Source organism: Acinetobacter sp. G18 (assembly GCF_052660225.1).
This window is the reverse complement of the sequence record NZ_CP109658.1, coordinates 1,126,920-1,145,500: the sequence shown is the minus strand read 5'-3', so window position 1 is coordinate 1,145,500 and position 18,581 is coordinate 1,126,920. Positions and strand designations below refer to the sequence as shown.

The 18,581-nt window shown below is 38.6% G+C and carries 15 protein-coding genes and 1 tRNA gene; 4 read left to right on the top strand and 12 right to left on the bottom strand.

Annotation, left to right across the window (positions count from 1 at the left end):
* Nucleotides 1-64: 64 nt before the first annotated feature.
* The 6 genes from NE363_RS05380 to efp form a co-directional block, all read right to left on the bottom strand.
* On the bottom strand, nt 65-565 hold the full coding sequence (locus NE363_RS05380; RefSeq protein WP_445535972.1) for a hypothetical protein: 501 nt from the start codon (nt 563-565) through the stop codon (nt 65-67).
* A 75-nt stretch (nt 566-640) separates the two neighbouring features.
* Complete coding sequence (locus NE363_RS05375) at nt 641-1,234, bottom strand: DUF6714 family protein (RefSeq protein ID WP_445535971.1); 594 nt, start codon at nt 1,232-1,234, stop codon at nt 641-643.
* A 110-nt stretch (nt 1,235-1,344) separates the two neighbouring features.
* Nucleotides 1,345-1,421 (bottom strand) — tRNA-Val (locus NE363_RS05370).
* Between the two features lie 168 nt (nt 1,422-1,589).
* The gene (locus NE363_RS05365; RefSeq protein ID WP_151964121.1) at nt 1,590-1,895 is read right to left on the bottom strand and encodes a YbdD/YjiX family protein; all 306 of its coding nucleotides are present in this window, start codon (nt 1,893-1,895) and stop codon (nt 1,590-1,592) included.
* Complete coding sequence (locus NE363_RS05360; RefSeq protein WP_445535970.1) at nt 1,895-3,991, bottom strand: carbon starvation CstA family protein; 2,097 nt, start codon at nt 3,989-3,991, stop codon at nt 1,895-1,897. Before NE363_RS05360 ends, NE363_RS05365 begins: the two co-directional genes overlap by 1 nt.
* A gap of 164 nt (nt 3,992-4,155) precedes the next feature.
* Nucleotides 4,156-4,725: an elongation factor P gene (gene efp, locus NE363_RS05355; RefSeq protein WP_004700171.1), complete on the bottom strand. Its 570-nt coding sequence runs from the start codon at nt 4,723-4,725 to the stop codon at nt 4,156-4,158.
* 73 nt (nt 4,726-4,798) lie between these two features.
* On the opposite strand from efp, the gene epmB reads away from it, so the two are divergent.
* Genes epmB through NE363_RS05340 form a run of 3 tightly spaced genes read left to right on the top strand, consistent with a single transcriptional unit; the run spans nt 4,799 to nt 9,681 of the window.
* Entirely contained in the window at nt 4,799-5,815 is a 1,017-nt protein-coding gene (gene epmB, locus NE363_RS05350) for an EF-P beta-lysylation protein EpmB (RefSeq protein ID WP_077163088.1), read from the top strand.
* A 15-nt stretch (nt 5,816-5,830) separates the two neighbouring features.
* Nucleotides 5,831-7,576: a hypothetical protein gene (locus NE363_RS05345; RefSeq protein ID WP_025465158.1), complete on the top strand. Its 1,746-nt coding sequence runs from the start codon at nt 5,831-5,833 to the stop codon at nt 7,574-7,576.
* Complete coding sequence (locus tag NE363_RS05340; RefSeq protein WP_199999569.1) at nt 7,573-9,681, top strand: EAL domain-containing protein; 2,109 nt, start codon at nt 7,573-7,575, stop codon at nt 9,679-9,681. Before NE363_RS05345 ends, NE363_RS05340 begins: the two co-directional genes overlap by 4 nt.
* 63 nt (nt 9,682-9,744) lie before the next feature.
* On the opposite strand, the gene rpmE is transcribed toward NE363_RS05340, so the two are convergent.
* The 4 genes from rpmE to NE363_RS05320 form a co-directional block, all read right to left on the bottom strand.
* Nucleotides 9,745-9,969: a 50S ribosomal protein L31 gene (gene rpmE, locus NE363_RS05335; protein ID WP_004652835.1), complete on the bottom strand. Its 225-nt coding sequence runs from the start codon at nt 9,967-9,969 to the stop codon at nt 9,745-9,747.
* 193 nt (nt 9,970-10,162) lie between these two features.
* Nucleotides 10,163-11,134 (bottom strand): bile acid:sodium symporter family protein, encoded by a 972-nt coding sequence (locus NE363_RS05330; protein ID WP_085945699.1) that lies wholly within the window; start codon nt 11,132-11,134, stop codon nt 10,163-10,165.
* 133 nt (nt 11,135-11,267) lie between these two features.
* Nucleotides 11,268-11,669, bottom strand: a complete 402-nt coding sequence (gene gloA / locus NE363_RS05325) for a lactoylglutathione lyase (RefSeq protein ID WP_019457730.1) — start codon at nt 11,667-11,669, stop codon at nt 11,268-11,270.
* A gap of 2 nt (nt 11,670-11,671) precedes the next feature.
* The gene (locus NE363_RS05320) at nt 11,672-13,861 is read right to left on the bottom strand and encodes an AmpG family muropeptide MFS transporter (RefSeq protein WP_445535969.1); all 2,190 of its coding nucleotides are present in this window, start codon (nt 13,859-13,861) and stop codon (nt 11,672-11,674) included.
* Nucleotides 13,862-14,027: 166 nt separating this feature from the next.
* Between NE363_RS05320 and NE363_RS05315 the strand changes: the two genes are divergently transcribed.
* On the top strand, nt 14,028-16,646 hold the full coding sequence (locus tag NE363_RS05315; RefSeq protein ID WP_445535968.1) for a Lon protease family protein: 2,619 nt from the start codon (nt 14,028-14,030) through the stop codon (nt 16,644-16,646).
* Between the two features lie 55 nt (nt 16,647-16,701).
* Here NE363_RS05315 and NE363_RS05310 read toward each other — a convergent pair whose 3' ends face one another.
* Nucleotides 16,702-17,631 (bottom strand): LysR family transcriptional regulator, encoded by a 930-nt coding sequence (locus NE363_RS05310; protein ID WP_445535967.1) that lies wholly within the window; start codon nt 17,629-17,631, stop codon nt 16,702-16,704.
* 101 nt (nt 17,632-17,732) lie between these two features.
* On the bottom strand, nt 17,733-18,563 hold the full coding sequence (locus NE363_RS05305; RefSeq protein WP_445535966.1) for a peptidoglycan DD-metalloendopeptidase family protein: 831 nt from the start codon (nt 18,561-18,563) through the stop codon (nt 17,733-17,735).
* Nucleotides 18,564-18,581: the final 18 nt, after the last annotated feature.

The window sequence follows — 18,581 nt, the reverse complement described above, 5'->3', positions numbered from 1 at the left end:
ATCTCACATCACTATCATAATAATTTCAATATAAGAAAAAGCCCCGAAGGACTTTTCATTTGAGTTAAGTGTTCTCCGTTAAAAACTCTTTAATAAATTTTTTTTGATCATCACTAAAAACATGATTATCTTCTTCCCAACGTGTTTCTAATCTAAAAATAAAACTATCCATATAAGCTTTATTTTTATCTGTTGTTAGAAAGTGATAAAGAGCAGCTGGTAAAAAAAATTTAAAACCTTCTGAGCTTAAATAGCTACAATCGGCACCAAAATAATATAAATATTCATAACTTATATCTTTCCAAATTTTAATACCTTCTTGTGGCCTACAACGTGAGCGAACCGCTTCTAGCCCAATTTTTAAGTAAAAATCAGGCCAATCAAAGCCATATGAGAGAAGTAAATCTTCTGCTGATAATTCCAATATAGATAAATAATCATTATCAATTTGTTCAAAATATCTATAATGAGTATCAAAAAAATCGCTCTCAAGTAGTGATCGATTTCTCCCTAGTTGAAAAGGAGGAAATACTATTTCAAGAAGTTCTTTAATATTGATATTCATAATTAATTTTCACATAGACTCAAAGCATTTGGCGCATCAACAACTCCGAACGATTTAAACCCTTTATCGTTACACTCAGAATCCTAATAAACTTATATTATTTAAACACTCACCTACTCTTTCTTTCATCTCTAGAGATAGATTGGAAATAAATAACAGAAAGTCTTTTAGCACTTCTATTTGTGCTTTTGTAAAACAATTTAATAGTTTAGAAATTGCTTCAAAAGTATTTGACCATCTTAAGCGATAAAACCAAGATAAAAAGCTAGGTGAAGATAGAACTTCGGTGTCTTTTAACACAGAACTCATAATAGCTGGGGTATAAAACAGAAATCCCTGAGGCTTTAAAAAACTAAAACCCGTATGGTAGTTGTTTAAATATGAAACAGGTATTTCAAAAGGATTAACGTACCTATTATTCATTTTCCTCTTTTCTTTAATTGCATTTACAGCCTCTTTAAAGTCCTCTCTAAACCAACTACCAGTCTCAAGAAGGTGAAGTTCCTGCTTTACCCATTCTTCCTCAGTTAAGTTTAAATCGGTGCGCCTTTTATCGAAGTACCAGTAGCTTGTATCGGCATAATCTTCCTCAGGCAGAGTATAAGCATCCCCCAAAGTAACATTTTTAAATTCAAGTTCTATTTGATTCTTTAAAGTATCGATATTCATTTTATTGTCCTAAAATCGCTAGTTTCCAACTCTGCCAAATATAGAATGCAACAAACAGGCATAAAAAAGGGCTTACACGTTATGAAACGATGTAAACCCTTTATAAATCTTGGTAGGTATATCCAGACTCGAACTGGAGACCTCTACGATGTCAACGTAGCGCTCTAACCAACTGAGCTATACACCTAGAATGGAAAGCATAATATTCATTTTTCAAAAGCAAAACAAGAGATTTGCCATTGAAAAAAATACAAATGAGCAGACTTTAAGCAAACTTTTTTCATTTTCCAAAAAAGTAAAACGGTACATGGTTCAACCACATACCGTTTTTGTTTAGCAGAGTTTAACTCTCAATTTAACAAGGGCATTTCTTTAAAGTACCGCCTGCCGATGGATAACGCACATCAACACAATGACGATAGAAAGTCTTCGCATCCATAGGTGTTAAATCTGGATGATGAGCTTTCATGTGCTCCAAATACGTTTGATAGTCCGGCACGCCTACCATAAGTCGGAAGCTTTGCTGCAAACGCTGCCACAAGGTTGCTATACGCGACCAGTTCTTTGGAGAAAGTAATAGCTCTTTTTGCGAGAGCACCGTCATTTTAATGATTTTCGCAATAATGACAGTTCCATTTTTTGCAAATTTAAAATTCATCATTACTCTCCTCGCGTGGTGACCACTTCAGGATCAGCATATACAGCTGGGGATTCATTTACAGTCGGTGTTGGGCTTGCTAAAGCACGGCGAACAATACCAATTGAGGCAATAATCATGACAATCGATACAATCATAAAGAAGCCACAAAGCGCAGCATTAATCTGATTCGACATCACAATGTTTTGCATCTCAGCAATAGTTTTGGCTGGTTTAATAATTTCACCGCGAGCAATCGCATCAGAGAACTTATGCGCTTGCGCCAAGAAACCAATTTTTGGGTTTTCGTGGAAAATCTTTTGCCAACCGGCAGTCATACAGGTCACGAACAAGAAAATAGTTGGGATAATCGTTACCCATACATATTTTTCTTTTTTCATTTTAAACAGAATGACTGTACCTAAAATGAGTGCCATTGAAGCCAGCATTTGGTTACCAACACCAAACAGAGGCCATAATGAATTAACGCCACCTAATGGGTCAATCACACCTTGATAGACGAAGAAGCCCCATCCACCAACTGCAACGGCTGTACCAACCAAATTACCAAAGAATGAACCTGATGCTTTAACCGCAGGAATAACAATACCTACCGTGTCTTGCACCATAAAACGACAAGCACGAGTACCGGCATCGACAGCAGTTAAAATAAACAATGCTTCAAATAAAATGGCAAAGTGATACCAAAATGCCATCATTTGGCGGCTATTAAAAATTTCAGAAATGATATGAGCCATACCAATAGCAAAGGTAGGCGCACCACCTGTACGTGAAAGAATAGAGCTTTCACCGACCTCTTGAGCCAACACTGTCAACATTTCTGGAGTAACGACAAAACCTAAGTTACGTACAGCTTCTGCCGCAGACTCTACAGTTGTGCCGAGTACCGCCGCTGGTGCATTAATCGCAAAATACACACCCGGGTCTAAAACTGTCGCACAGATCATTGCCATGATCCCGACAAAAGACTCCATAAGCATACCACCGTAGCCAATCACACGAATATCAGCTTCGTTATCGACGAGTTTTGGTGTTGTACCACTTGATACAAGCGCATGGAAACCAGAAATGGCACCACAGGCAATGGTAATAAATAGGAATGGAAATAAACTACCTGAGAAAACTGGACCTGTACCATCAATGAAGTGAGTTACAGCAGGCATTTTCAATTCAGGTAATGCAATGATAATGCCTACCGCTAAACCAAGAATGACACCAATTTTAAGGAAGGTAGATAAATAATCACGCGGTGCTAACAACAACCAAACAGGTAATACTGATGCGATAAAACCATAAATGATGAGACACCAAGTAAGTTGTGTACCCGTTAAAGTGAAGAACTCACCCCAGTACGGGTCTGCTGCAACATGTCCACCATAGACAATTGCCAGCATCATTAAAACAAAACCAATAATTGAAACTTCTGCAATACGTCCCGGACGGATAAAGCGCATATAAACGCCCATGAACAATGCAATTGGAATGGTTGCTGCAATACTAAAAACACCCCACGGACTGTGTGCAAGTGCTTTAACAACCACCAACGCCAGTACTGCAAGGATAATAATCATTACCCCGAGCGCACCGAGCATTACCACAACACCAGCAAAAGAGCCAAGCTCCTGCTTTGCCATTTCACCAAGTGAACGACCATCACGGCGTGTCGATATAAATAAAACTAAAAAGTCTTGTACCGCACCTGCCAGAACCACACCAACCAGTAGCCAAATGGTTCCCGGTAAAAAGCCCATTTGTGCTGCCAAAATTGGTCCGACTAGCGGCCCTGCTCCAGCAATTGCAGCAAAATGGTGACCAAAAAGCACATATTTATTGGTGGGAACATAATCCAGACCATCGGCTAAACGATGTGCTGGGGTTAAACGTCTTGGGTTTAATTCAAATACTTTAGTTGCAATAAATAGACTATAAAATCGGTATGCGATGCTATATACACATGCTGCAGCTAGTACAAGCCAAACCGCGTTAACATGTTCACCACGACTAAGTGCCAGCATCCCAAAAGAAATTGCACCTATAATTGCCACTAGGCTCCAGACCAGCTTGGAGGGAAGCGTAGATTTCGCTTGCATTGTGTCCATTCTTAACCTCTCAATAAATAACTACAGCATTTTTATATTGTTATGTACTGTTTCTCTTAATCCCTGTGACTCTACTCCTCCTTTTTCTTTTTTCCTCTTATACTTTCGCATAAAAAAAGGGATGATTTACATCATCCCTTCGATAATAGTGTATTTTTTAACTATTATGCACGCTCTAAATAATCGCCAGTACGAGTATCTACACGAACGCTTTCTTCTTGCTGAACAAATAACGGAACACGAACAACCGCACCTGTTTCAAGCTTAGCTGGTTTACCGCCACCGCCAGATGTATCACCACGTACGCCCGGATCAGTTTCAACGATTTTTAATACAACGAAGTTCGGTGGGCTTACTGTTAAAGGTACGCCGTTGAACAACATAATTGTACATTTTTCATTTGAATCGTCTTTTAACCATTTAGCAGCATCGCCCATTGCAACTTTGTCTGCAGCGATTTGCTCAAAAGATACAGGATCCATGAAGTTCCACATTTCACCATCGTTGTATAGATATTCCATTTCAACTTCAACGATGTCAGCTGCTTCTAAAGAGTCACCTGATTTGAAAGTTTTTTCTAATACTTTACCGGTTTTAAGGTTACGTAATTTTACACGGTTGAACGCTTGACCTTTACCTGGTTTTACATATTCGTTTTCCATGATAGAACATGGGTTACCATCAAGCATAACCTTAAGGCCAGCTTTGAAATCATTTGTAGAATAATAGGCCATGAAAGGCACACTCCAAACTTAACAAGTCAACTATGCGATATAATGCGTTGTTGCATTATCTTAATCGTGTCAAATGATAAACTATTTATACCAAGAGCAAAACTGGCAATCACAACTCAGTGACCTTATTACTGATCCTTCTGAACTGCTAAGCCTACTCGAGTTATCCTCAGATCAGCTATTATCGGGTGCGATTCTAGCTTCTGAAAAGTTTAAATTACGTGTGCCTCGCGCGTTCGTCGGAAAAATGAACGCTAAAAACCCACTTGACCCGCTTTTACTACAGGTATTGCCTCATCATTTAGAACTTGAAGAACATCCTGAGTTTGTAACCGACCCTTTAGGTGAAGAAGCAGCAAATCAATTACCGGGTGTATTACACAAATATAAGTCGCGTTTTTTACTGACTTTGACAGGTGCTTGCGCAGTTCATTGTCGTTACTGTTTCCGTCGTCACTTTCCCTATCAGGAAAATCTGCCAAAAAATGACGATTGGCTAAACATTAAAAACTATATTGAAGCGAATCCTGACATTAATGAAGTGATTTTAAGTGGCGGCGACCCACTTACTTTGTCTAATCGAAAATTAGCACTTTGGTTGGAACGCTTATCATCTCTCAAACAAGTGAAGATTCTGAGAATTCATTCACGCGTTCCAATTGTTATTCCAAACCGTATCGACGAACAGCTTATTTCTTTATTAAAAAACAGTAGGCTGCGTATTATTCTGGTGGTACACTCGAACCATGCTTCTGAACTCGATGACTTTACTTGTTCAAAATTGTTGCAGTTATCTGACGAGCACATTACTGTACTTAATCAGGCGGTGTTGCTTAAAGGTGTTAATGATTCTGCCGAGACACTTGTTGATTTAAGTTATCGTTTATTTGAAGCTCGCGTTATGCCTTATTACTTACATGTTTTAGATAAAGTAAAAGGTGCACAACATTTTGATTTAATACCATCTGAAATAGATGCAATATATCAAGACGTGTTAGCGAGCCTACCGGGGTATTTGGTTCCTAAACTCGTCAGGGAAATTGCGGGCGAAAAGAATAAAACACCGCTTTTTGGGGCTACAACTTTTTGAGTTATATAATAAGTGATGATGAATAATGCACTTTCGGACATTTTTCACAATCAAACCGCACTTACTCGTGAACGGTTAAGCTTTTGTGAAGCCAATATTAAAGACCTTAATGAATGGGTTACTACCCTTTCTATTATGCAATTGGGTGATACTTCAAAGGCGTTATTTACAGCACTTTTGGAATTGAATGAATTAAATTGCAGTGAAACGCTTCGCTTCGATTTAATTCAAACACTTCACCCAACCATTAATAATGTTTTGGCGAGTCTAGAAAAAAACTTTTTTAACCAAGGTGTGATTAGTACAGACCGTAACGAGCACATTATTGAACTGGCAATGCTTCTACGTTGTTATTTTGCGAGTATTTATTTAAATATCGCAAGGACAAGCCACGGACAGCTACAAAGACAGAAGTTTTCTCTATTTTCATTTAAACAAAAGAAAAATTTGCAAACTGCGCGTATTTTGGCGACTTTCCATGCATTGCAGCAACTCACCAACCTTTTATATCAGCAGCACATGCTCTATAGCGAACCTGTCAAAGGTCAATGGTTAATTGCTCATGAACTTTATGAAACCGCAGTCCAATATAAATATCATTTAACCAATATTAATCATATTCAAGGCGTACAGCATCCTTTAGCGAATATTACGCAGGCTTATGCACAGCTTATTTTATTAGATATTTTTAATACCAATCAGATTCGTCAATCAGAAATTCAGGCTTTGTTTCAATGTAGTTTCGACTGGGCACGCATGATTCAAATTTTGCCTAAAGACTCTGCTTTAACAAAGTATGTGGTCGATCCAACTAAAGACCACCCGCCTGTATATAACAAAAAACAAAGTTCAAACTTCAACCCAAGTATTTTTATTAGCACGCAAGCATTGCTTGAACATGTCACTGCTACCATGCATAAAAATGCTCAATACATGTCTAAAAATGAAAAGATTTATTTGAGCCCAGCACTAAAATTCCACGTTCAAACCATTTTGGGCACGACCGCACAGCGCCGTCATGAACGTTATGAATATAATGCTGCTCTCCAAATTTGCTTCGGATTAACTACCGCACATTTTTATCTATCTAAAGCAAAGAACTTTGAAGAAACGCTACAACTCAACAATAACTATAATTTACAAAGTGAATCGAAGGTTTTATCAAACCTAGAGAAAAAAGAGCAACAAACCAGCTCTTACCAACGCTTAAGCCGTGAAAGTAAAACCATTTATCAAACCACAGTGCTTGATATCAGTGTTAATGGCTATCGTATTAAATGGTCTGGTGAAGCTCCGAAAAACTTACGAACTGGCGAATATATTTTAGTTAAAGAAACATTGCATGGTCAGTGGCGTGGCGGTGTGATTCGCTGGATTAAACAATCAACAGAAAAAAGCTTAGAACTGGGCTTAGAAATTCTTTCACAAGCCATGTTCCCTTGCGCTGTACATATTCAGGCTGAGCGCCATACCCGTAATTATCACCCTGCACTATTACTACAAACTCAAAACTTAGAAGAAATACAAAACACGCTTATTTTACCGGGGTCTCAAATTTTTAGAGAGCAACAAACAATTCATTTACGATTGGGGACAGAAGAAATCAAAGTGTATCTACTCAAAGCACAACTCATTACTCAGAGTTTCATTCAATTTCAATTTGAACTTTTAAATGATCAGCAACAACATTTGCTTGATCAGTTCATGTTGAAAAAGAATAGTAACGCGAATAGTCAAGATTTATGGGAAGCATTAAAGTGAGAAACTCTTTACTATCTAAAAAGTTAAGACGTACTGAAATACGTTTACTCATTATTGATGATAACCAGTTACGTTATAACCAAATTTTAAATCTTTTATCGGGGAATCAATATCAAGTTAATGCTTTATTACTTGATGATTTAAAAAGTTTTGAAAAGCAGCTCAATACATCATGGGATGTGATTATTTTTGGCCGCGCGTATGATTTGAAAATTGAACAAACTCTCTCCCTCGTTCAAGCGTCAGAACAGCCGCAGCTTCCAATTTTACTTTTGCAACCAGATGATTATCAGACACAGCAATACCAAAGTTATATTCAAAAAGGTATTTACGATGTAGTTCCATTAGAACCACTGGACTATTTCTACATCACCCTTGTTCGAACCTTATCGTATAGCCGCCTTTTACAAACGGAACAACGTTTGTTAGCAGAGCTTGATACCATTCATAGTCATACGCAAACTCTAGTCGACAACAGCCATAAAGCAGTCGCTATTTTTCAAGAAGGCATACATATTAAGGCAAATCCTGAATACCTTAATCTTTTTGGCTTTAAGCAAGAAGAAGATATTATTGGTTTGCCAATTTTGGATGTATTACAACCGAACGATTTAAATATTTTCAAACAACGATTTAAGAAAATTTCTTTAGGTCAGTTTGATCAAGCTCGTTTCGAAATTCAAAGTCAGCATCAGGCTATTTCTGGTAATAATGCTTTGAAACTGGAATTTATTCCAAGCCAAGAAGAAGATGCTGTACAACTGACCATCGATTATCAAGTTGATTTAAGCATTCCAGCAAACACGTCTCCATCCGAAAAAAGTGTCGGATTAAGTACGGCTTGGCAACAAATCAATCGACATTTATCAACTCATCCTGCGCAAGCAAATGCTCTAGTGTTATTTAAGCTCGCGCAATGCCCAGAACGCCTCTTTCAACAAGGTTGGCAGACGTTGGGACTATATTTCAATCAGCTTCATGGTTTTTTAAAAGATCATGCGCAAATGCCAATTTTCCAAGTCGATTTGGGAACTTATGCTGGGATTTTACAAGCTGAAAATAGTTCAGTTTTAAATTCGCAGTTAACAAGTCTACAAACTTTGCAAAAAGAACACTTGTTAAAAGTGAATGAACAAAACTTCTCGGTACAGTTAAAGCTTGGATATGCTCCGCTTAACCAACCACTCACTGAGATTTCTTTTAGCTCATTACTCAATGAAGCTGAAAAGCACAATCTACCTCAAGTTACACCTCAACTTGAAATAGCACCTATTGAAGAAAAAATCGTTTCACCGACTGTTGAAACTGTTCCTCTAGATTTAACAATTGACCATTTTGAGGTGAGTTCTCAGTCATCTTTGCTACAGCAGTTAAAACAAAAACTTGCTAAAGGTGAGATACATCTGAAGTATCAGCAAGTGTATGACAAACATGATGAAGAAACTCATAACTATGAAGTGACGAGTGGCTTTATTGCTGATGAACAATGGCATGATTTAAACGACTTAGCTGACTTAAAAGAAGATACTGAGCTTTCAATTCAAGTAGATCGCTGGATATTGGTTGAAGCATGTAAACAGCTTCACAATTTTATTGCTCAGTATCCTAAAGCAAGACTCATTATTAACCTTAATATTGATATTTTGCTGAAAGATAAATCATTCCCAGAGCTGATTTCAAAGCTGCTTACCATCATTGGTAGCAAACTTGAAAGTCCGTTGATTTTGCAGTTTTCAGAACAAGCACTTCAGCACTATCTTCCAACGGTTCAGCCGCTGATTGGTCGTTTACGCCAACACGGTGCAGAAGTTTCAATTCGAGATTTTGCTTCTTCTATGCATAGTGATTCAATTTTACAGCAGCTTGATATTCAGCTTGTAAAATTACAGTCCAGCAAAACGGATTTGTTAAGTTCAGATCAGGGTCTGAACAACTTGCAAGAAAAGGTATTGAACTATCTGACTGTAAAACCAATTGGAATTTTATTGGCTAACTTAAATGATATGAACCTATTTGCAAATGCATGGAATGTGGAAGCACGTTTCTTACAAGGTGATTATTTCCAGAAAAAACTTGATCGCTTAACCGATGTACAAGACCAGTAATGGTCTTGTTATTTAAAAAATAAAAAACGGGCATAAGCCCGTTTTTTATTTCGTTCTGAAGTATTAACGCTTGATAGAGCGAGACATACCAGAGAAACGTTGTTTGAATTTGTCGATACGACCACCAGTATCTACATTCTTTTGTTTACCAGTGTAGAATGGGTGGCAAGCTGAACATACGTCAAGGTAAATAGTTTCTTTACCTAAAGCAGAACGAGTTTCGATTACGTTACCGCATGAGCAAGTTGCAACTAATTTTTCATATTTTGGGTGAATATCGGCGCGCATCGTCGATTACTCCTAATTGAAGAAAGGCTTAAGCTGTCATCGCAATTGATCACTCTCAATTAAATTGAGGAAAGCTTTTTCAAGCAGATCAACACCACAACAGACCATTCTTTTGGCCCACCGAAACCTCTAGGGTTAGAGCTAAGCACAACAAGTGGACAGTATTATACGCCATATAAATCTTTTTTGCGAATTAATCTTGGGATTTAGCCCAGTAATTTGCGATTACTCCACACACCATTAGCTGTATTTGGTGAAATATCATAATTGGCAAAACAATCATTCCTAACGGCTGACCAATAAATAAGATTTGTGCCATAGGTACACCGCTTGCCAAGGTCTTTTTTGAACCACAAAAGAAAACAGTGATCTGATCGGCACGGCTAAAACCAAAAGCACGCGGTAAATACAGCGCAAGCAACATAATAATGGTGAGTAACACAGAACAAGCGAGCGCCAAAAGCAGTAAAGTTTTCCAGTTTACCTGATGCCAAAGTCCGGCCACTACTGCCCCACTAAACGCGCCGTAAACCACCATCAAAATTGAGCCTTGATCAAATGCTTTTACAATACTTGGTACTTTTGCCATATATGGAAAAACGTAGGGACGAAGCAATTGGCCTAAAACAAATGGCACTAATAGCAACAGCGTAATTTCAATAATAGACGACGTAGGATCAAAACCGTGCTGACTTTGCCCTAAAATAAAGAAGCTGACTAAAACTGGCGTAATAAACATACCCACCAAGTTTGAGAAAGATGCACTACATACCGCCCCTGCCACATTTCCTTTTGCAACTGAAGTAAATGCAATAGAAGACTGAACAGTAGATGGCAAGAAGCACATAAACAGAAAGCCCCAATAGAGCTGCTGTCCTAATAAGGGTAAAAGAATAGGTTTAGCCAATAACCCCAAGGCAGGAAAAATAAAGAATGTAATTGCAAATACCAGTAAATGCATTTTCCAATGCAAAATACCTTCAATTACAGCCTCACGAGACAATTTAGCACCGTGTAGAAAAAATAAAATTGCAATCGCGACTGTAGTTAATGTATTGAAATACTGCGCAGCTTGACCACTGACTGGAAAAAACGTTGCTAGTAGTACCATGCCAACCAACAAAACTGTAAATCGATCAAGTGCCAAGAACTTCAGCATATTCACATCCTATGATTATTTTAGACAAATAAAAGCCCAGTTGATAAATTGACCATTTGGTCAGGTCTTCATCATACTGGGCTGTAAAAATAAAGCTAGACTTTTAAGAGCTAAATCTTAAAGCAATTAAGTCATTTACTTAATTATTTCTGGCATCTGCATCTTGCTGAATGAGCTCGATTTTGTAACCATCTGGATCTTCAACAAAGGCAATAACCGTAACACCACCCTTCATTGGGCCAGCTTCACGCACAACTTTACCGCCACGTGCTTTAATTTCTTCACATGCTTTGTAAGCGTCTTCGACACCAATTGCAATGTGACCATAAGCATTACCTAAATCATAACTTGATGTATCCCAGTTATGCGTAAGTTCAAGCACGGTATTATTTTCTTCATCGCCATAACCAACAAATGCCAGTGTAAAACGACCTTCTTCATAATCACGCTTACGAAGTAACTTCATTCCTAATACTTCGGTATAGAACTTTAAAGATTGTTCTAAATTGCCTACTCGCAACATTGTATGAAGCATTCGCATGTTTATTCACCTGCCTTTTCTGATTCATGTGTTTGATGATCTTTGAGTAGTTTTCCAACCCAAACCACTAAAATTAAGATTGGAATCCCGATCAGTGTGGTCATCAAAAAGAAGTTTGGGTACCCAATATTACTCACTATGGTACCCGAATATCCACCTAAAAGTTTTGGTGTAAGGGTCATGAGTGAACTAAAGATCGCATATTGAACAGCAGTAAATGACACACTGGTAAGGCTCGAAAGGAATGCAATGAATGCTGCACCTGCCAGGCCCGAAGCCATATTGTCTACAACAATTGCGAAGTAGAGCCATAGCGAACTGTAAGGCTTGATGACTTTACCGCTAATCTCAACTTCTTTACCTGACTGAGTGTCAATGTATGGTAGAGGCTCAATGTTTACATCTAATTCAGCTTTTGGTGCAGAGTTTGAAGCCACTTCATATTGATGCGAAACTGATAATAATTTTTGGTTTCCTTCAACCACCGCAGCAGTTAATTGCTTGGTTGGTGATGACAATAATTTTTGCATATCAATTGCAGCGCTAAACACGCCTTTTTGATCTGTCATTTTTGCATCAAAGTTTTGCCCATCCAAACTCACTACAATCTTTTGGTTAGGTGACAAAGCCTTGCCAAAGTACTGACCACGAACAACAACACTTCCCTCAGAAGATTTAGCAGTAATTTGGTCACTTCCCATTAAAGGTAAAATCTGTATAGGTGAATGTTCAGCATGCGTTGTTACTAATGGTTGAACTCGGACTATGGTCTCTGCTTGTTGACCTTGCAAAGCATAGCCAGCTTTAACATCAATTTGTTTTGTCCCATCAAAAGTAGAACTTGGGACTTTAACCTTCCAATACCCTACTTCATCAGGCTGAGCTTTATAATGTTTGTCTCCCACTTGAACATCAACCATATCAAGCGGTTTGCCAGATTTTACTAAACCAATGAAAATGAGGTTAGTAGAACTAGCTAATATAGCACCAACAAACATCAGTTTCATGATGTTCATGCGCTGCGCTAGTAGACCGCCTAAGAAGCCACCAACCAAGCTAAAGATAACGCCATAAACTTTTACTGCTTCGGCAATTTGTTCTTTGCTAAAGTTCAAATCTTGATAAAAGACGTTTGAAATTACACCCGCAATAATGTCTGAAATACGGAAGAAACCAATCAAGAATAAAAGCACTAACGCAAGTTTGACACCATAACGTTTAAAGAAATCCAGAATTGGAGCAATCCAAGTTTCTTTTGCCATTTGCTGGTTTACAACGCCCATTTTAACCAGTATGTAACCGACTAAAATGGCAGTACCTGTTGCGGTTAAAAATCTTAAAGCTTCTAAGCCAAATAAACTTGCACTATCTTGAATATTGCCAGCTTTTGAAATTGCCTCAGTAATTTGACCTGAATAAATATAAGTTAAAACAAACGAAATGACCGCTATAAAGAAGACTAAAACCAAACGGTAGTAATCAGTAGTTTTATAGTTTTTATATACTCGACTAACTTGAGGTTCACGAACAAGTAAGGTTGTAATAATACCGACCGACATGACTGCTGCCATTGTTAAGTAAGTGGTTTTCCAAGCCTCGTAAATATAGTTGCCTTTCGCTGTTCCTAAATGTGCAGCTAAAAACAATGCACCAGCACCAGCCACAATCATACCTATACGGTAACCCGCATTATAAGTAGATGCTAACACCGTCTGCATTTCAGTTTCAGCTAACTCAATACGATAAGCATCAATGACGATATCTTGCGTTGCCGCCGAGAAGCCAAGTAAAACTGCACCTGCTGCCATTTGAACGAGATAACTATGACCTAAAGCTGGGTCGGCAAATGCCATCGTACAAATCGCAAGCACAATCAAACACTGGGCAATTAACAACCAAGCACGTCTTCGACCTAAAGCCTTGGTCAAGAACGGTACTGGCAACTCATCAATTAAGGGTGCCCAAACAAACTTAAAGGAATATCCCAAAGCTGCCCAACTGAAAAAAGTGACTGCACTTTTATCGATACCCGCTTCGCCTAGCCATAATGAAAGGCTAGAGAAAATCAATAAAATAGGTATTCCGGCAGAAAAACCCAGAAATAGCATAATTAATGCACGACGGTCTAAAAATGCTTTAAACGCCGAGACCCAACCAGAGGTTTGTGTGGTCATTCGTTTTTTATTTTCCATAAATTATAAATGTGCCTATTCAATCGCTTCTTACCATTCCTTTCAAGATTCTTTATGCAATCAAGTTTGGTTTTGATGATAAAAACGGCAAGTTTGCTTGATATTTTATGCTAAACCTGTATACCTTTAACCTTCAACCTTCGTTTTCTTTTGCTGGATACCAACAGTGACACAAAAACTTGATCAAGTGACAACTTCAACTTTATCACTCGCTAAAACAAACACCACAAACGTCACAATAAATGCATTTCTTTCAGCTCTTGAGCAACCTGATATAAAAATGACTTTAGATAAAACAGCCTTAAAACCGGAACAACTTACACATATTCCAGATTTTGAAAATATTCCAGCTTCAACAAAACGTATCAAACCACTCAATAATTTTTTAGGTCAAGACCGCGCTAAAGCGTCGGTAGAAGCGGGCATTTCTTTACCCTACTCAGGTTATAACATTTTTGCAGTAGGAACGGCAGGCTTAGGCAAACGCACCATGATTAAGCGTTTACTACAGCAACATGCCAAAACAATGCCAACCCCTGACGACTGGGTATATGTCTATAATTTTAAACACGCGCGTCAACCAATTGCCTTACGCTTCCCTGCTGGTCAAGGCACCAAGTTTCAACAAGCTCTTCATCAAGCTTGGCAAATTATTTTAAAACAGCTTGAACGTCGTTTTAGTGCCGAAACTTATCATAACCGTATTGAACGTATCCGTGAGGAAACCGGAGATGAACAACAACAAGCGCTGGTTGAGTTAACCAAAGAAGGCGAAGAGCTCGATTTAAAATTGATTTCTCGAAATGAGAAACATGGTTTTGTACCTGTACAAGTAAAAGACGATCAGGTGCAAGAGCTCACTCAAACAGAAATTGATGCTTTAAATACGAAACAACGCGCTGAAATCGCAGCTAATGTTCGCTACATGGATAAAAAACTTGAGCGTCTTGGTTTGCATTTAGGCGATTTAGAAGATGATGCACGCGACAAAGTTTCTGTATTAAATCGAGATATTGCGACTCAAGTGGTTATGCCACGAATAGATCTGATTTTAAATAAATATGGCCAAGTGAAAGGCCTTGAAGATTATTTAAAGCAATATGCTCAAGATGTAATTGAGAATGTTGAACTCATTTTAGAGCAAGAAGAAGATGACTTTGCTCCTGCTATGTTCAATCGCGTACCAGCACGTTATCAAGCAAATGTGATTGTCTCAAACAAACCAAACAGCGGTGCACCGGTTATTTTTGAAGATTTCCCAACGCACTACAACTTGCTTGGTCATGTAGAACAACTTACTCACAACGGCACAATTACCACAGATTTCACTCTCATTCGCCCAGGTGCTCTACATCAAGCAAATGGTGGTTTTTTAATGCTTGAGGCCGAGCAATTGCTCGAACAACCTTATGCATGGCAAGGTTTAAAACGTGCCTTAAAATCAGGCCAACTCAAGCTCTCTTCTCTTGAACACATGTTGACGTTAACGGGTTCTATCTCAATTGAGCCTGCTGCGGTTCCACTGGATATTAAAGTGGTTCTTATGGCAGAGCCTGAAATTTATTATGAAATTTTAGAGGTAGAACCAGAGCTTGGTAGCGTATTTAAAATACGCGCAGATTTTACCGATACATTACAACGTAATGACGAAAATGAACAAGCTTACATGCAGTTAATTGCTGACTATGTTCAAGCCGACAAACTGCTTCCATTTGACCGTAGTGCTTTAGCTGCTTTACTTACCGACTCAAGCCGTCAAGCAGAAGATCAAAGCTCGCTGTCGTTACATGCTTCAACTTTGGGTGACCTGATTCGTGAAGCACATCACCATGCTTTTAAAGCCAATGAAAAGCTTGTAACTGATCAGCACATTAACCTTGCACTACAACATAGACAGTATCGATTAGGCTATTTAAGAGAGCTTTACTGGCAGGATTTATCACGCGGAACTCAGCTAATCGAGACTTCTGGTCATCGTTTAGGTCAAATTAATGCTCTCTCTGTTATTCACTATGCAGATGTCGAGTTTGGTTTACCTTCACGTTTGACTGCATCAGTCTATCAAGGTGGCGGCGATATTCTTGATATTGAGCGTAGTGTAGAGCTTGGTGGTTCACTGCATGCTAAAGGCGTCTTACTTATGTCGAGCTTTTTGAAAGCTCACTTTGGTCGTGAACAGATTTTGCATTTCTCTGCTGCGCTTGCATTTGAACAAAGCTATGGCCAAGTTGATGGCGACAGCGCCACGGTTGCCGAACTTTCTGCGTTAATTTCTGCAATTAGCCAAATTCCAATTGATCAATCATGGGCAATTACAGGTTCTATGAACCAGTTAGGTCAAGTTCAACCCATTGGCGGTGTAAATGCAAAAATTGAAGGCTTCTATGATGCTTGTAAATTACAAGGTTTAACGGGTAAACAAGGTGTCATTATTCCACGTCAAAACATGCAGCATTTAATGCTACGTCAAGATGTAATTGATGCGGTACAAAGTGGTCAATTCCATATCCATGCGATTGATACCATTGATCAAGCACTTGAAATTTTAATGGCTCGCCCTGTTGGTACACTAGATAAGAAAGGTAGATATAGCAAACATTCAATTTACGCCGCTGTAATGGAACAGCTTGAATATTGGCAAGCGATTGAAGATGGCGAAGAAATTGAAGAGGAGCCAAAGAAGAAAAAGAAAAATAAGAAAAAAATTAAGAAGCACGAAGAGCTGACAGCAAATGATCTTCCACAGGAAACTCAGGAAGAAGTTGCAACTCTCAAGCAAAAATAATACTCATATAAAAAGGGCTTGTAATCACAAGCCCTTTTTATGCATCAATTGAAAGTTAGCGAACGATCTGCATCGCTCGTCCACCAGCCAACTGACTAAAATACTGTTTAAGTGCTTCAACACAGCGTTGAATTTTCATTGGCTGTTGATCGTGTTTGGCAATCTCTGCATACAAAGTAAAAGCTGGCAGTTTCCAATCTGGTAAGATTTCAATTAAAGAACCAGCTTTCAATTCTTTTTGAGCATCTAAATATAAAATTCTAGCAATACCATGTCCTTGCTGACATAAGGCTTTAGCAACTTGCAAATTATTGCTTTGCAAACGGCTTGCCATTTCAATATGCAATTTTTCACCAGTTTTGGCATGTTGAAAATGAAAACTGCGTGATTCATTCATTGCATTTATTGAAAGCAACTCATGGTTGTTTAAATCGTTTGGATGCAAAATCGGGCTCGATTGATTGAGATAGCTGGGAGAGGCTACCAAAATCTGATCTACAAAAGCCATAGGAACGATAGAACTACTCTCTTCTACTGGTGTAGAACTCATACGCACTGCAACATCAATTCGTTCTTCAATGAGGTCAATATAACGATGACCTACTTCGAAATGAACAGATAAACCGCGGTGAGCTGACATCCAATGAGATAGAGCAGGAATAATGTGCTGAACCGCTAAGTCTGGTGTGCTTGCAATCCGCAAATCTCCAATCAAATCATCTCGCAATTCATTGATTCTGATTTTGCCTCTTTCTGCAGCTGCCAACATTTCTTGACAACTTGAAAAAAAAGCCTGTCCGGCCTCTGTCAAACTAAGTTTCCGAGTAGAACGGTGTAATAAAATTACATCCATTTCATGCTCAAGAGAACGTATTTGCTGACTTACAGCACTTGTTGTAATGCCTAATTCACGTGCCGCACCACTAAATGAACTTTTTTCAACCACACAAGCAAAAACACCCATCGCACGAAGCTGATCTAACATAGGTTTCCTCAAATCTAATTTTAAATTTATAAAAAATGCTTATTGTTGTAATGAAAGCAACCAATTACATTATACGAGGAAACCTATATTTATTGCATTAGCTAATTAGGTAAAAGATTTGCTGGGTTGATTGGTTTACCATCAAGGCGAATTTGGAACTCAAGCATAACTCTCGACGCACCTGAAGAGCCCATTTCTGCAATCTTTTGACCTGCGGTTACATTGTCTCCACTCTTCACCATCATCTTGCTATTGTGGGCATACGCACTGATATAGCCATCAATATGTTTAATTAAAACTAAATTACCATATTCTTTTAAGCCATCGGCTGCGTATACGACTTGACCATCTGCTGCCGCATAAATTGGATCACCTTGATTACCACCATAACGAATTCCTTTGACATTATTCGCCAAATTAAACCCTTGAATCACTGGTCCGTTATTTGGTTTGATCCAACGTAAGCTTGAACTTGGAATAGCAGTTCCCACTGTTGTATTGGTGGTTGGTGCAACTGTTCGTGGCGGGGTTGTTGTTGGTGCCGTTGTTGTCGTAGTCGGTAATGCTATTGTTTGGCGCTTAATTGGTTCAGGTTGCACCATGACTTGTGTTGACACGGTTCTTGGTGAAGAAGATTTCTTTAATCGTAATGATTGATTAACATAAATACGATACGGTGGAGCAATGCCGTTCATTTCAGCAATACTGACATAGTCCAGACCGTAACGCATTGCAATACCACTTAAAGTATCACCTGAACGAACGGTGTAATAGTTAGGAGCCATTGAATAGCGAGAACTATTATTAATTTGTGGTTTAGAAGCACACCCTGCCATTGCAACAGTGAAACCTACAGCTACAGACAACATCATAATTTTCATTATATTGTCTCTTTGAATATGTGATCTGCTTTGTTGCCCAGTTAAATGCATCGATCTCCCTCACTAAAT

Bases quoted from the DNA above. Each gene is read 5' to 3' on its own strand.
- NE363_RS05360 (WP_445535970.1), bottom strand. From the start codon at position 3,991: ATGGACACAATGCAAGCGAAATCTACGCTTCCCTCCAAGCTGGTCTGG.
- efp (WP_004700171.1), bottom strand. From the start codon at position 4,725: ATGGCCTATTATTCTACAAATGATTTCAAAGCTGGCCTTAAGGTTATG.
- NE363_RS05345 (WP_025465158.1), top strand. From the start codon at position 5,831: ATGATGAATAATGCACTTTCGGACATTTTTCACAATCAAACCGCACTT.
- epmB (WP_077163088.1), top strand. From the start codon at position 4,799: ATGATAAACTATTTATACCAAGAGCAAAACTGGCAATCACAACTCAGT.
- NE363_RS05310 (WP_445535967.1), bottom strand. From the start codon at position 17,631: ATGTTAGATCAGCTTCGTGCGATGGGTGTTTTTGCTTGTGTGGTTGAA.
- rpmE (WP_004652835.1), bottom strand. From the start codon at position 9,969: ATGCGCGCCGATATTCACCCAAAATATGAAAAATTAGTTGCAACTTGC.
- gloA (WP_019457730.1), bottom strand. From the start codon at position 11,669: ATGCGAATGCTTCATACAATGTTGCGAGTAGGCAATTTAGAACAATCT.
- NE363_RS05365 (WP_151964121.1), bottom strand. From the start codon at position 1,895: ATGATGAATTTTAAATTTGCAAAAAATGGAACTGTCATTATTGCGAAA.
- NE363_RS05305 (WP_445535966.1), bottom strand. From the start codon at position 18,563: ATGCATTTAACTGGGCAACAAAGCAGATCACATATTCAAAGAGACAAT.
- NE363_RS05380 (WP_445535972.1), bottom strand. From the start codon at position 565: ATGAATATCAATATTAAAGAACTTCTTGAAATAGTATTTCCTCCTTTT.
- NE363_RS05320 (WP_445535969.1), bottom strand. From the start codon at position 13,861: ATGGAAAATAAAAAACGAATGACCACACAAACCTCTGGTTGGGTCTCG.
- NE363_RS05375 (WP_445535971.1), bottom strand. From the start codon at position 1,234: ATGAATATCGATACTTTAAAGAATCAAATAGAACTTGAATTTAAAAAT.